The sequence below is a fragment of the Kitasatospora sp. NPDC001261 genome (assembly GCF_042896795.1).
Taxonomy (GTDB): Bacteria; Actinomycetota; Actinomycetes; order Streptomycetales; family Streptomycetaceae; genus Kitasatospora.
On sequence record NZ_JBIAXP010000051.1, the window covers coordinates 22937 to 35999 of the forward strand.

Annotated in this window: 15 protein-coding genes; 14 read left to right on the plus strand and 1 reads right to left on the minus strand. The window is 73.2% G+C overall.

The features are described 5' to 3' along the window. The first annotated feature begins 98 nt into the window (after positions 1-98). The 4 genes from ACFY4B_RS41520 to ACFY4B_RS41535 all read left to right on the plus strand — a co-directional run bounded on the left by ACFY4B_RS41520 (position 99) and on the right by ACFY4B_RS41535 (position 3650). Complete coding sequence (locus ACFY4B_RS41520) at positions 99-1883, plus strand: type IV secretory system conjugative DNA transfer family protein (RefSeq protein ID WP_387976762.1); 1785 nt, start codon at positions 99-101, stop codon at positions 1881-1883. Positions 1884-1981: 98 nt separating this feature from the next. Continuing rightward, on the plus strand, positions 1982-2203 hold the full coding sequence (locus ACFY4B_RS41525; RefSeq protein ID WP_387976764.1) for a hypothetical protein: 222 nt from the start codon (positions 1982-1984) through the stop codon (positions 2201-2203). Continuing rightward, on the plus strand, positions 2203-3366 hold the full coding sequence (locus tag ACFY4B_RS41530; RefSeq protein ID WP_387976767.1) for a DnaB-like helicase N-terminal domain-containing protein: 1164 nt from the start codon (positions 2203-2205) through the stop codon (positions 3364-3366). Before ACFY4B_RS41525 ends, ACFY4B_RS41530 begins: the two co-directional genes overlap by 1 nt. Continuing rightward, on the plus strand, positions 3363-3650 hold the full coding sequence (locus ACFY4B_RS41535) for a hypothetical protein (protein ID WP_387976770.1): 288 nt from the start codon (positions 3363-3365) through the stop codon (positions 3648-3650). The genes ACFY4B_RS41530 and ACFY4B_RS41535 overlap by 4 nt, the downstream gene beginning before the upstream one ends. An 11-nt stretch (positions 3651-3661) precedes the next feature. Here the strand turns inward: ACFY4B_RS41535 and ACFY4B_RS41540 are convergent, their stop codons facing one another. Next, positions 3662-4546 carry an IS982 family transposase gene (locus tag ACFY4B_RS41540; protein WP_387976773.1) on the minus strand — a complete coding sequence of 295 codons (885 nt, stop codon included), beginning with the start codon at positions 4544-4546 and terminating at the stop codon, positions 3662-3664. A gap of 400 nt (positions 4547-4946) precedes the next feature. On the opposite strand from ACFY4B_RS41540, the gene ACFY4B_RS41545 reads away from it, so the two are divergent. From ACFY4B_RS41545 to ACFY4B_RS41590, 10 genes are all read left to right on the plus strand, one after another. Continuing rightward, positions 4947-5537 (plus strand): hypothetical protein, encoded by a 591-nt coding sequence (locus tag ACFY4B_RS41545; RefSeq protein WP_387976776.1) that lies wholly within the window; start codon positions 4947-4949, stop codon positions 5535-5537. Positions 5538-5818: 281 nt separating this feature from the next. After that, positions 5819-7027, plus strand: coding sequence for an MFS transporter (locus ACFY4B_RS41550; protein ID WP_387976779.1), 1209 nt, complete (start codon positions 5819-5821; stop codon positions 7025-7027). Between the two features lie 29 nt (positions 7028-7056). After that, entirely contained in the window at positions 7057-7767 is a 711-nt protein-coding gene (locus tag ACFY4B_RS41555) for an HAD family hydrolase (RefSeq protein ID WP_387976782.1), read from the plus strand. A 138-nt stretch (positions 7768-7905) separates the two neighbouring features. Continuing rightward, positions 7906-8496: a DUF4913 domain-containing protein gene (locus tag ACFY4B_RS41560; RefSeq protein WP_387976785.1), complete on the plus strand. Its 591-nt coding sequence runs from the start codon at positions 7906-7908 to the stop codon at positions 8494-8496. Next, positions 8493-9239 carry a glycosyl hydrolase gene (locus ACFY4B_RS41565; protein ID WP_387976788.1) on the plus strand — a complete coding sequence of 249 codons (747 nt, stop codon included), beginning with the start codon at positions 8493-8495 and terminating at the stop codon, positions 9237-9239. The genes ACFY4B_RS41560 and ACFY4B_RS41565 overlap by 4 nt, the downstream gene beginning before the upstream one ends. Beyond that, positions 9236-9727 carry a hypothetical protein gene (locus ACFY4B_RS41570; RefSeq protein WP_387976791.1) on the plus strand — a complete coding sequence of 164 codons (492 nt, stop codon included), beginning with the start codon at positions 9236-9238 and terminating at the stop codon, positions 9725-9727. The genes ACFY4B_RS41565 and ACFY4B_RS41570 overlap by 4 nt, the downstream gene beginning before the upstream one ends. Next, the gene (locus ACFY4B_RS41575) at positions 9724-10377 is read left to right on the plus strand and encodes a hypothetical protein (RefSeq protein ID WP_387976794.1); all 654 of its coding nucleotides are present in this window, start codon (positions 9724-9726) and stop codon (positions 10375-10377) included. Before ACFY4B_RS41570 ends, ACFY4B_RS41575 begins: the two co-directional genes overlap by 4 nt. After that, entirely contained in the window at positions 10374-11189 is an 816-nt protein-coding gene (locus tag ACFY4B_RS41580) for a hypothetical protein (RefSeq protein WP_387976797.1), read from the plus strand. The genes ACFY4B_RS41575 and ACFY4B_RS41580 overlap by 4 nt, the downstream gene beginning before the upstream one ends. A gap of 17 nt (positions 11190-11206) precedes the next feature. Continuing rightward, on the plus strand, positions 11207-12019 hold the full coding sequence (locus tag ACFY4B_RS41585; RefSeq protein ID WP_387976800.1) for a winged helix-turn-helix transcriptional regulator: 813 nt from the start codon (positions 11207-11209) through the stop codon (positions 12017-12019). Between the two features lie 125 nt (positions 12020-12144). After that, positions 12145-12918, plus strand: a complete 774-nt coding sequence (locus tag ACFY4B_RS41590; protein ID WP_387976803.1) for a DUF317 domain-containing protein — start codon at positions 12145-12147, stop codon at positions 12916-12918. Positions 12919-13063: the final 145 nt, after the last annotated feature.

Here is a 13063-nt window from a genome sequence, read left to right on the forward strand (position 1 = left end):
ATCGTTCCGCCAGCCAAGCCCCGTGGAGAGCACCGTGATCCGCACCAGAGCCGAGCGCGCCCCGCCCACCGCCCGCTCGTACCTCCCTGGACCTCCTCTTGCCTGCCCCTCGCACAAGCACACCGTCGACCACCACCGGCACGGACGCGCTGCTCTACCTCCTGTTCGGTGTCCTCGGCGCTGCCCTCGCCTTCGGCTCCCTCGCCTGGCTGACCGGCAACCTCACCAACGCCCTGGCCGGCTCCGGCCCCTGGGCATCGTTCAACGCCACCAACGCCCTGCTGCACCCCGACCGGCTGTGGCCCCACCTCGGCCCCGCCGCCCTCCTGGTCGGCGCCCGCCTCGTCCCCGGCGTGCTCACCCTCGCCTCCACCGTCACCGTGCTCGCCCTATGGCTCCGCCACCGCGCCGGGACGAAGAGTGGTCTGGCCCGGGCAGCGGACATCGCACCACTGCTGGACGAGGAAGTCACGGACAAGGCCCGCAGCCTGCGCCCGAGCCTGAAGGACGAGAAGGAGGTCGCGCCGGCCGACCGCGGTATCCCCATCGGCACGCTCTCCCCGGGCAAGGCCGAGGTCCGCGCGAGCTGGGAGGACGTGATGGTCGCGATCATGGCGCCGCGCTCCGGCAAGACGAGCGGCATCGCGATCCCCGCGATCCTCGCCGCGCCCGGGCCCGTGCTGTTGACCTCGAACAAAGCCGCCAACGACGCCTACACGGCGTGCGTGGACGCCCGGGCGAAGGTCGGCAAGGTCTGGACGCTCGACCCGCAGCAGATCGCGCACCACCCACGCGAGATGTGGTGGGACATTCTCGCCGACGCCCGCGACCTCGCCGGCGCCAAGCGCTTGGCCGGGCACTTCGTCACGGCGAGCGTGGACGAGTCCAGCGGCTCCGACTTCTGGTCCACTGCCGCGAGCAACACGCTGGGGGCCCTGTTCCTGGCTGCCGCGAGCCACCGCCGCCCGATCACCGACGTGCTGGCCTGGCTCGCCTCGCCTTCCGACCGCACCCCCGTCGACCTGCTCGGCGACGCCGGCCACCACGCGGTCGCCGCCCAGCTCCAGGGCACCGTCACCGGGGCCACCGAGACCAGGGATGGGATTTTTGAGACGGCGCGGCAGTACGCCAGCTGCCTGCTGGACCCGGAGATCGCCGCCTGGGTCACCCCCACCAAGGGCGTACCGGAGTTCAAGCCGTTCGACTTCGCCTCCTCCCGCGACACGCTGTTCCTGCTCAGTAAGGACGGCGGCGGCTCCGCCAGCGCGATCATCGCGGCGGCGGCCGACGCGGTGATGCGCGCCGCTGTCATCGTCGCCGAACGCAACGGCGGCCGGCTCGACCCGCCCGCGCTGTGCGTGTTAGATGAGGCCGCGAACGTCTGCAAAATTTCTGACCTCCCGGACCTCTATTCCCACCTCGGCAGCCGAGGCGTCATCCCGATCACCATCCTCCAGAGTTACCGGCAGGGCCAGCGCTGCTGGGGCGAGGCCGGCATGGATGCCCTCTGGTCCGCGGCCACCGTCAAGGTCATCGGCAGCGGCATCGACGACGCTGACTTCGCGGACAAGCTGTCGCGGCAGATCGGCGAGCACGATGTGCAGACCGTCTCCGTCTCCAACTCCAACAGCGGCAAGTCGACTTCGGTGTCGATGCGCACCGAGCGCATCCTGCCGCCCGACGAGATCCGCGCGCTCCCCAAGGGCAAGATCCTGCTCTTCGCGACCGGCATGCGGGTTGCGATGCTCGACCTCAAGCCCTGGTACAAGGAGCGCTCGGCCAAGGAGTTCGGCCCGGCTTCCTCCCGCGCCACCAAGGCCATCACCGAGCGCGCGCTCGCCAAGGCCGCCCACAGCCGCGACGACTTCACCCTCTCTGCCTGAGCACCCCGCCCGACGGCGCCGGTCGACAGCGCCCCCAGTCGGCGCCGCACGTCCTTCCCCACCTCGCCTCAATTCCCCTTGCTCTCCGGGAGTTCTGCATGTCCGATCCGAACGCCGTCAAGCGCCCGCGCGTATCGGCTCCGCTGTCTGGGGCGCCGGTGTTCTGGCGCGGGGGCCACTGGTGGCTGGTTACCGGGGCCGGTTCCCTTCTCGCCTCCGACCCGGTGTTCACGGGTGAGCTGGACCGGTTCGCCGCTGCCAGGGCCGCCGCCGACCGCGAGGTCGCCCATCTGCGGGCCGAGGGCGACGGGGCAGCGTGATGGACCCGCTGCTCACGGGGGAGCAGGCCGTGCTCGGCGCGGTGCTGCTCGATCCGCGCCAGCTCGATCGCCTGGGCTGGCTGGAGCCGCGCGACTTCTACCGCCCGGCCCACCAAGCCCTGTTCGGCGCTCTGCGCACCCTCGGTGGTGCCGGGCACCCCGCGCTCGCCGCCGAGGGTGCCGTGCCGCTGGCCTGGTTGAACGACAGCCTCGCCGAAGCCGGTCGGCACGTCCAAGGTCTCACCGCCTCCTACCTGCATGCCCTGATCGCGGCCTGTCCGCGCCCGGCCAACGCGCCGGTCTACGGCCGGATGGTGCTCGAAGGCTCCATCCACCGCACCGTCGCCGAGCATGCCGCCCGCCTGCTCGCGGTCGCTGAGGAGGGCGCCCGGCAGCACGAGGCCAACGGCACGGTCGCCCAATCCGACGTCCTGGTGGGCGTCCTGGTCGACCTCGCCCGGCGTTGGGGAACCCCGCCGAGGCCGCAGGGCCCTGCCGTGCCGCCGGCCGTCGTCGCTGCCGCACCTGCGGCGGGCCAGATCGAGGACGAGCGGTTCCTGCTCGCGCTGCTCGTCCACCAGGACGGGGCGATCGGCGAGGTGTTCGGCTGGCTGCGGCCCGGCGACTTCGCCGACCGGGGCCATGGCCACCTCTACCGCTGCCTCGGGGCGCTCCACCACCGGGGGGAGCCGATCGACCCGGTCACCGCGCTGTGGGAAGTGCAGCGGCGGGGCCTGCTCGCCGACGGCACCCTCACCGGCGAACGCCTCTCCGCCGTGCTCGGCAACGGCGCGGCCGGCTCGGCCGAGTGGCTCGGCGAGCAGCTCCTGCGCGGCTCCCTCAACCGCACCGCGGCCGTCGCAGCCCGGCAGATCGCCGCTCAGGCCGACGGCGACCGGCTCGCCCCCGGTCAGCTCATCGGCCAGTCGCTGCATGCGCTCGGCCCGGTCGATCAGGTGCGGGAGCGCTGGCGCACGGCCACCTCCCCGCCGGACTCGCAACCGCGGCCGCGCGCCGACCAGACCGCCCGCGTCAGCGCCGCGCTCGCCCGCAGCCCCGCCCGAGCCGCCGGCCGCACGATGCCCGGTGCCGCCTCCGCCCGAATCCCGTGCGTGGTCACTGCCCCCACTGTCCCCACCCGCCCCCACCGGAGCTCCTCGTGAACACCCCCGTCAGCGAATCCCTCGCCCTGCAGTCCCTAGCCCTTCGCGTCGAAGCACAGGAGGCGAAGCTGCCCGCCGTGACCAGCCCGCCGGCCCGGCTCGCCGAAGCTTCCTCCGTCGGTCGGCAGATCACCGAACTCGGCCACCTGATCGCCGAGATCGGTCAGGCCATCGAAGCGCGGGTGGCCGTGGAGCCCGTCCCCGAGCACGTTCTGCGCACGGCCTGGACCTACGGCAAGGTCGCCGACCGGATAGGCCAGACCGTCTCCGCCCTAGATGAATGAGTCCGATGTCCTCAGTGGTCATAGGCGATGAGTGAGCGCTTGATCGCGGCGCCGGTGTTCCAGTTGTGCCAGATCGCGGCGGCGAGGGCGAGTAGGCGCTGACCGGTGCGGGCGAAGACGCCGGCCTCGGTTCGTGCGCCGTGCTGTTCGAGGCTGAGCTGGCCCTTGAGAGTGTCGATGACCGCCTCGATCCATTGGCGGACGCGGGCGAGCCTGCCGAATCGGGCAGGCTCGCCCTTGCGGTCGGGCCGGACCAGGTGCGCGCCGAGCCCGTCAGTGACGAAGGCCTCGAACGCGGCTCCGGCGAAGCCCTTGTCGCCGAGGATCACCTGCCCCTGGCGCACGAGGTGCCGGTCACGGCCGAGCATGGCCTCCATGACCTCGCGCTCGCCGAGTTTCGGGTTGGCCAGGCACCAGCTGACCGGCATGCCCTCGGCCGTGGTCAACAGGTAGAGCCGCAGGCCCCAGAAGAAGCGGGAGTGACTGGCGCAGTAGCCGTACCCGGCGGTGCCGGCCAGGGCCGAGCGCTTGACCGTCTCACGGGATGCCGCGCAGGGCAGCGGTGTGGAGTCGATCAGCCGCAGGTCGTCGTGCCAGGTCGGCACTTGCCGGGCCAGTGCCCCGACGACCTGCGGGATGAGCGGGCCGGCCGCGTTCAGACGCTTGTTGTAGCCGGACTGCCCCGGCAGGTACGGGAACAGGTGCCGCAGACGACCGCTCGCGAAGCGGTGCCAGTGCCTCACCGAGGGGAAGCCGAGCAGCACCTGCGCCACGGCCAGGCACAGCAGTTCCGCATCCGAGAGCCTCGGAGGTCGCCCGATCCGGTGACGAGGGGCCACGTGATCGTCGATGAACACGTACAGTGCCGTCAGAAGGGTGTCCAGGTTCGTCTTCACAAACCAACCAACGGGCACCCTTCGTCATGGTCGCGGCCAGCCCAGCAATCGGACTCACTCATCTAGGGGCGGCCACCGACCAGCTCGCGACCGTCTCCCACCTCGGTCCTCTGCGCGGCCGACGCGACGTCGACCAGGCCCTGGCGACCTCCGGCCAGGTCATCGAGGAAGCGGTCACGACCGCTCACAGCGAGCTGGCGGAGGCCCGGCGGTCCATCCGGACGACGGTCTCGATCATCGATGCACAGCAGACTCGGGTCGAAGCCGCCCGGGCCCGCTCGACCGGCGCCCTCCCCGGGTCCGCGCCGTTCACGCGGGCTGCCGCCGTGGCCGCGCCCGTGTCCCTGTCCCTTGTGCGCTCGCGCTGAACCGCCCCCAACACCGCCTCCAGGAACCACCCGTGAACGCACCCATCGACGAACCGCTCGCCCTCCGCACCCGGGCAAGCGCCCTGCTGCAGCAGGAAGCACTGCTGCCTTCCATCACCGGACCCGCCGACGTGCCGGACGCCGTGCAGGTCGGCCAGCGGATAGCTGCGCTCGGCACGTTCATCCGGGAACTGGGGGACGAGTTCTCCGCCTGGGCCGCCAAGCAGCCCGCACACGGCGATACGATCCGCGCCGCTTCGGTGTACGCCGAAGCCGTCGGCAGTCTCGGCGAAGCCTCCGCCGCTCTCGGCCAGGTCGCGCGGCAGCTTGGCTTCCTCGGCGAAACCGCCGAAGCCCGTCGTCTCCCCTGGACCCGGGAGGCCCGCAAGGACGCGGTCCGGGTGATCGAGTACGCCGTCGAAACCGCCCGCGACGAACTCCGCCACGGCGCCCGGACCCTGGCCCAGACCGCCCGGCACCTCTCGGCCCCGTCCGACGACCTTCGCCGGCAAGCCGCGCTGGGCCGGTCGGCCACCACCGTCCCGCCTGCTCCGGCGGACCTGGGCGGCCCGGCACCAGCGCCGACCGCACCTGCCGCTCTCGCCGTGCGGAGCCGGCGGTGACGCCAACGCCCCCGGTCGCTGGCCGCGGCCCGCTGGTCGGGAGCCTGTTTCCCCCAACAGGCCCTCCAGGAAATGGAGTTGATGGACCACCCTTCCCTCCTTGTCTGCACTGCCGTGCCTGGTGAGGGGCTTCTACCTCTTCTTCCCGGCCGTACTAAATCCCGGATTCCGCGGACTCTTCTCTCCGCAGCCGCACCGAGCCGAGGGGGCTGTCATGCCTGCGCATGCCCCGGTCCGGCGCGCCCGCGCGCCGCCGGCCGTACGACCGAAGGACCTTCTCCTTGAGCACCACCATCGCCTGCGGCCCTGCCCAGGACAGCGGATACCGCGCTGTCCTGGGTTCGCCGTACGTCGCCCGCCTGCTGGGCGGCACCCTGATCGGCCGCCTGCCCACCGGCATGGCACCGATCGCGATCCTACTGCTGGTGCGCGCCGAGCACGGCCCGCTCGCCCTGGCCGGGGCCCTCGGTGCCCTGTACGGCCTCGCCTCCGCGCTCGGGCAGCCGCTGCTTGGACGCCTGGTCGACCGCCACGGCCAGACCAAGGTCCTCGTCGCCGCCACGGCCACGGCGAGCACGGCGTTCCTGCTGCTGCCGTGCACCGGTCCGATGCGCCACCCGGTGCTCGCCGCACTCACCGTGCTGGTGGCGGGGCTGGCGACGCCGCCGCTGGAGGCAGGTCTTCGGGCGCTGTGGCCGGTGCTGCTGCCCGACGCCGGGCACCAGCGCACCGCGCTCTCGCTGGACAGCAGCACCCAGGGCACGGTCTTCATCGCGGGTCCACTACTGGCCACCGGCTTCGCGGCCGGCGCCGGAGCGACCACCGCGCTGGTGGCGACCGCGGCGCTCGGCCTGCTCGGCACCGGCCTGGTCGTCACCGCCCGCCCCTCCCGCGCCTGGACGCCGGCGGAGTTCACCGAGGTCGTGCACTGGACGGGTCCGCTGCGCGTGCCGGGTCTTCGGGTGCTGTTCGCCGCGCTGATCGGCACCGGCGTCGCGCTCGGCGCGGTCAACGTCCTGGCGCTGTCCGCCGCCGAGCGCCACCACGCCGGGTGGCTGGCCGGGGTGATGCCGGCCGCGCTGTCCATCGGCAGCATGCTCGGCGGCCTCGCCTACGGCCGCCACGCCTGGCCCGGCGCCCCCGCCAAGCACCTGGTCGCAGCCTCGATCGGCTTCGCGGCCAGCTGGCTGCCGCTGCTGCCCGACCCCGCGCCCGCCGTCGCCGTCCTGGGCGCCGTGCTGCCCGGCACCTTCCTCGCGCCGCTGCTGACCGCCGCGTTCCTCACCGTCGACCGCCTCGCCCCCGAGGGGGAAGCGACCGAGGCGTTCGCCTGGCTGATCGCCTGCATCGGCGTCGGCCAGGCCGCCGGCACCGCCCTGGCCTCCCTCGCGGACACGGCCGGCCCGCTGCTCGTCGCCGCCGTCCCGCTCGCCGGGGCCGCCTTCGCGCTGTGGCTGCTGCGCCGCTTCAACGACCGCCTCTCCTCCTGACCTCCGCGCTCACCTCGAAGGACACCGCCGTGAACACCACCCTCTTCGCCGCAACTCCCGCCACCCGCATGCACGTGGTCTGGGACTGGAACGGAACGGTCAAGGACGACCTCGACGACCACGTCTTCGCGTTGAACGCGACCCTGCCCGCCCTCGGCGGCGCCCCGGTCGACCGGGAGACCTACCGCGCCAAGCACACCGTGCCGATCCCCCGCTTCTACGCCCGCCTGCTCGGCCGCGAGATCACCGAGCAGGAGTGGATCTCCAGCGACACCGCCTTCCTCGCCCACCTGCGCGCCCAGCCGGTGCGCGTGCGCGAGGGTGCCGCCGAGTTGATGACTGCCCTGCGTGAGGCCGGCCACACCCAGTCCCTCCTGTCGCTGTGCCCGCACGACACCCTCGTGCGCGAGGTCGAACAGGCCGACATCGGCCACTTCTTCATCCGGATCGACGGCCGCACCGGGCCCTCCGGCGGCACCAAGGCCGCACCGCTCACCGCCCACCTCGAAGCCCTCGGCCTCGCCGAGCAGCCGCACCGGGTTCTGCTGGTCGGCGACGCCGTCGACGATGCCGACGCTGCCCACGCCAACGGCGCCCACGCGGTGCTGCACACCGGCGGGCTGCACCACCCCGCCAAGCTCGCCGCCACCGGCCACCCGCTCACCGACACCCTTGCCGACGCCGTCGTCCTCGGCCTGCGCCTCGTACAGGGCCGTGGCATGCAACTGGCCTGCGCCTAGCACCGATCGGCGGCCGGACCAAGCCGCCGTTCCTGCGGACCATCTCCCTCAACGACCGCATCACCGGAGCCCTGCCGTGACCCGAAGAAGACCTTCCGACCCCGACCTCCCCGTCCGTCCGAACCTCCTGGATGTGCCATGTCCGAGTCCGATCCGCTGCCGGGCGCCTCCGAGTCCGAGCCGATCCGCATCCCCGACGAGGACCTCGACGACCTCGTCAGCGCCCTGAACCGCACCATGGCCGAGGTCCGCCAGCACGGCGTGATCCTTGACCGTCTCGGCTCCGAACCCGACGACGAGACGGGGTCCGGCTCCATCGAGCCGGACCTCGGCAGCGAGGACGCGCCCGAGGCCGCTCCGCCGCTGTTCATCCTCGCGATGGGCGGCGCCCAGTACGCCGCCGAGCTGGCCGAGCTCTCGTTCTGGGTCACCCACATCCTGCTGCCCGTCTACGGCCGGGAGATCGGCTCCACCCGCCCGTGGTGCGCGAGGTGGCCCGAGCACCCCGAAGCCGTCGCCCGCCTCCACGCGCTGTGGCTGGCCTGGCAGCAGCTGACCGCCGCCGAGGCCGGCCAGGGCGGCCCTTCGACGTGGCATCGCGACCACCTCGACCACGCCATCGCTCAACTCCGCTCCCCGGACGGTCCGTTCGCCGCGTGCACCACGAGCCCCTCCCGGCCGGCCCACCGCGTCCTGTCGACCCCCGACCAGCTGGGACTCGCCGCATGAAGGACACCGACTTCCGGCTCGACGACCTCGAACCCGCCGACGAGCACACCGCCGAACTGTACGAGTCCACTTGGGTCAGCGACTTCAAGACGATCTCCCAGCACGATGTGGGCGACCGCAGTTTCATCGTCGCCTTCGATGCCTCGGCCACCTGGGGCTACCCCAACATGCCCAACATCGCCTCCTTCGATCTCGTGCGCGACAGCAGCCAGGCGACCTTCAGCATGCACAGGTCCGAGCACGCCACCTTCGCGTTCGCGCAGAACTGGCTCGTCAACCGCGGCTGCCCTCCGGACGCGCTCACTCCGACCATCGACGTCCCGAAGCCCGCCGACGAGCTGACCGTCCAGGTCGAGGACCGCATCCGACGCTCGGGCGAGAGCCTTGCGGTCGTCGACTACCAGGTCATCGACGGGTCCGACGTCGAGGGCTGGAGCATCGTCGTCGACCGCCAGGACAAGGAGCTGCCCGTCCGGCTGTTCCTGGAAACCCTCCAGCCCGACCAGTACACCTACACGGTGCGCGAGGGGGCGTTCGCCAACCTCGCCGCCGCCGAGAGCTGGCTGGAGCAGCGCTCCACTCCGCTGCCCGACGCGCCGGAGTACCGCCTCGATGCGGCGGCCCTGCGTACCCGCGCCGCCCTCGCCCGCAGCACCACCGCCCCGGCCGCCGTCACCGCCGCCGACGTTCTGGCCGCCGCGCCCGCAGCCGCCGCGCGGCCCGATCGGGGGCGGTCGCTGTGACCCGCGCGAAGTTCGGCTTCTCCGCCCACCCCGACGCCATCGCCGACCTGCGCCAACTCCCCGACGCCGTCCGCGACCAGGCGCTGCTGCACCTGCAGGACCTCGTACACGGCGAGCGCGTCGCCAAGCGCCTCGACGGCCGGCTGGAGGGCTGCCACAAGATCTACCTCGGCGTCGGCGACCAGTGGGCCAGCCACCGCCTGGTCGTGCAGTTCCGCGACGCCCCGCCGGCCTCGAAGCACACACGCGAGGTCCACCTCGTCGCCGCCGGCCCGCGGCTGGACTACGCGGTCTACCGCTCCGCCCAGAGCCGCCTGGGCCGCACCGGGGTCAACCTCCCCGCGGGCCTCAGCCCCGCCGAGGAGGCCCGGGTGCGCGCCGCCCGCGCCCGCTCCACGCGCCCGGCACCGGCGGCTGCCCCCGGCGCCGCCTACAGCACGGCCTCTCCCGGCTACTCCCCCACCCCCGCTTCCCGAAAGGCCCGATGATGGCCACCGTCCCCGCCCACGCCGAACTCGCCACCTGGCTCGTCGAGGCCGCCGAAGCCGTCTCCGGCATCGTCACCACCCAGCACTCAACGCCGCTCTCCCGCTCCTACCTCCACCCCGTCCTCGGCCCGCTCGCCGCCGGGCCCGAGGTGCTCACGGCCCTCGCGGACCGCATGGAGGACCTGCTCGACGAGGAGCTGCCGACCGCCCCGGCCACCCTGTTCACCCTGGCCTCCTACGCCTCCGCCCTGGGCTGGCTCACCGAGTCGCTCTCCGAACTGACGCAGACCGTCGACACCCTGGCCACCATGGCCGGTCTTCCACCGCGCCCCGGTGCCGCGCCCACCGTCCCCGGGGAGCTGGAGGGCTTCGACCTGTCCGGCTACACCCCGAGCGACCGGGAGACGGTCACCACCCTGGCGGCCGAAGCCGCGCTCCCGCCCGGCCTCTACCTCCAGGTCCTGGGCCGGGCCGAGGGCGCTGCGTCGGACTTCACCGAAGCGTGCATGGAGATCGTCGGCGCCCTGACCGAGGACGCCCACGAGCTCCTCAAGGAGTCGGTCAGCTTCGTGCGCCTGGGCGGCAACGGCCCCGACAGCCTGCCCACCCTGGTCCGCTCCCTCATCGCCCGGATGGAGACGACCGAGTGAACCCGCACGACCAACTGGCGAAGCCCGCCGCGCACCGCGTCTACGAGCGGCTCGGTGTGGACGACGTCTGGACCCTGTTGCGGCGCCACCCCGAGGAGAGCCCTGAGGCCAGCCTCGCCTGGTACCTCGCCGCGTCCGCCACCGCCGTCGACGGCGTCCACCGCGAGCTGGCCGCCGCCGCGAAGACGGCCGTCGAGACGCTGTCGCCGGTCGCGCGCGGACAGTACGCCGGGCAGTCCACACACGACGGCATCCTCCGGGAGTCCGGCCTGCGGATCGACCTGCTCGCCGCCCGGCGGGAAGCGGCCTTCACCCAGTTCGCCGCCTCGCTGACCTCCTACGCCCGATGCACCGGTGCCGACCGGACGGCGACGACCGACGCGCAGTCCCGGCAGCAGCCCAGCCCCCGGCAGTCCCACGCCGGTCCGGCCCTCTGGGACGACGAACACGACACCGCACGCAGGGCGTTGCGCGACGTGCAGCTCGGGGATCTGTGGATGCGCGAGAACGTGCTCGGCGGCAAGGAGGTCATCCACGGCAACGGCCTTGGGGCGCCGGTCGAGGCCGAGACCGTCGAGCCGCTGGTCGCCGCCGGCCTGATCGAGGCCTGTACCGCAACGGACGCCGCCCAGGTGGGGCACATGCTCTCGCCCCCGGCGGACCGGAAGGCGCCGGAAGCCGCCCACGCCGCCCGCCAGGGCGAGGCCGCCGCCCTCTATCGCGGCGTGGCCCCCACCGCTGCCAATCCCGCCACCCCCGCACCGCTTGCCGCTTCCCCGGCGAGGACCTCGTCCTCCGCCCGCACGCGCTGACCAGGAGTCCCCCGACCATGCCCGCCCAGTCGACCACCACCATGACCACCTCCGACGCGGCACGCGTGGAGAGCGTCCTGCGCCAGCTGGCCCCGAAGTGGACCACGCACTTCGTCCACACGATCGCCAAGTACGGCCCGGAGATGCGCGTGCGCGACATCGCCCACCACCATCCTGCCGTCAACCAGCCGTACGTCAGCCGGCGCCTCTCCGCCATGGCGGACGCCGGGCTGGTGGACCGCGACGCCACCTTCGACCGCTGGGCGCCGTACAGGCTCAGCGCCGGCGCGCGGACGCTCGGCCCGCTCTACCGCGCGGTCACCCAGTGGTCCTCCGAACACCATGACCACGCACCTCAGGGCCGGGCCGACCGGATCGAGGACGCCCTGCGCCGCCTGCACCTGGTGGACACCACCGAGGTGGTCCGGCTGCTCTCGGAACACGGGAGCATGCGGGTGGTCCAACTCGGGGAGCGCATCGGGGTCTCCGAGCAGCTCATCGCCACCCGGCTCAACCGCATGCAGGCCGACGGCCTGGTCGCCCGCACCGGCTCCCGGCACGGCGCCCCCTACATCCTGACCGACGCCGGGCGCGCCCTCGCCCCCGTGTACGCCGCCGTGCAGCAGTGGGACAACCGGCACTCGGCCGCCCCGGCCGGGCGGGTGCCGGCCGCCACCCGAACCCTAGTCACCGGAGCGGACACCGTGCGGACCGCGGCGGCGCTGCGGCGAAGCCCCGCCCCCGCCAGTCTCTTCAGCCATGCCCCGGCCCCGCAGCCGCGCGTCCCCGCAGCGGTGACGGCGGCCTCCCACCCCTCCCGCGGGCGGTGACCGCCGTGAACAGCCGGCCCAGAACCTCTCCCCCTCTCCAGCTCCCCGCGTCCGCACACCGCCGCACCCGTCCCCGCCGCCGGCGGCGCGCGGGCCCGCTCCCCACCACGTTCAGGACCCTCCCAGTGCTCTCCGCCTCCCTCTTGCTCGTCCACCCGCTTCGTCTCGCCGGCCCCGGTGACCAACGGCTCATCACCGACGCGCTCGACGCCGCCCTTGGCTGGTCCCGAACCCGCACACTCGACGGCGCAATCCGCTTTACCAGCCCCTGCCGAACCGCCGTCATCACCGGCGCACCGTCTGCCGACCACCCTTGCGCCTGGACCGTCCACGGCTACCCCTCACCCGGCTCCGCCCCGCTGTGGCGCGCGTCGTTCGCTCCCGGCACGCCCGCCGAGATCACCGCCGCCTTCACGACCGTGCTCGTCCACGGCCTGCGCAGCGCCCACCGTGACTACCTGCGCGGCGGCCCTCACCACCTTCCCCGCACCCCCGCCTCCGTCCTCACCGACCGCGGCTGGCGGCCTGACCAGAGCCCCCCGGGCTTCCACGACCAGGTCGCACCCGACCTGACCGCCGTCTACCGGCACCGCGTCGGCCACCAACCCCCCGACACCGAAGCCGCCGGCCGGACCCCACCGGCCTGGAGCATGCTCGCAGGCAACCTGCGGAACCCCTCCTGGCGTGCGGACTTCACCACCGGGGTGCCCTTCTACCCCCTCGTCCGCGCCACCCTCCTCTTCAGCTCACCCGCCCCCGTGGAACGGCGACGCTGCGACATCCCCGCCCATCACCTGCCCCACCTCACCGCCCGCCCGGCACCGCTCAGTCGGCCGGCCGCGCCCGACGCCCCGTCCGCCGCCCGGCCCGCGCCCGCCGCCGCACGCCGCCGCCGCTGACCCTGGACGATCCGATGCCGTACACCACTGAGCTTGTTGTTTAACCTCGCGGGTCACTCGACCTGCTGAGATCTCCGGGATCGGGGAGCATGCGACGCGGCCGTTCCCCATGCTTCGAGATGTCGAGTCACGAAGTACGAGGGAA

Bases quoted from the DNA above. Each gene is read 5' to 3' on its own strand.
- ACFY4B_RS41525 (WP_387976764.1), top strand. From the start codon at position 1,982: ATGTCCGATCCGAACGCCGTCAAGCGCCCGCGCGTATCGGCTCCGCTG.
- ACFY4B_RS41530 (WP_387976767.1), top strand. From the start codon at position 2,203: ATGGACCCGCTGCTCACGGGGGAGCAGGCCGTGCTCGGCGCGGTGCTG.
- ACFY4B_RS41560 (WP_387976785.1), top strand. From the start codon at position 7,906: ATGTCCGAGTCCGATCCGCTGCCGGGCGCCTCCGAGTCCGAGCCGATC.
- ACFY4B_RS41565 (WP_387976788.1), top strand. From the start codon at position 8,493: ATGAAGGACACCGACTTCCGGCTCGACGACCTCGAACCCGCCGACGAG.
- ACFY4B_RS41575 (WP_387976794.1), top strand. From the start codon at position 9,724: ATGATGGCCACCGTCCCCGCCCACGCCGAACTCGCCACCTGGCTCGTC.
- ACFY4B_RS41585 (WP_387976800.1), top strand. From the start codon at position 11,207: ATGCCCGCCCAGTCGACCACCACCATGACCACCTCCGACGCGGCACGC.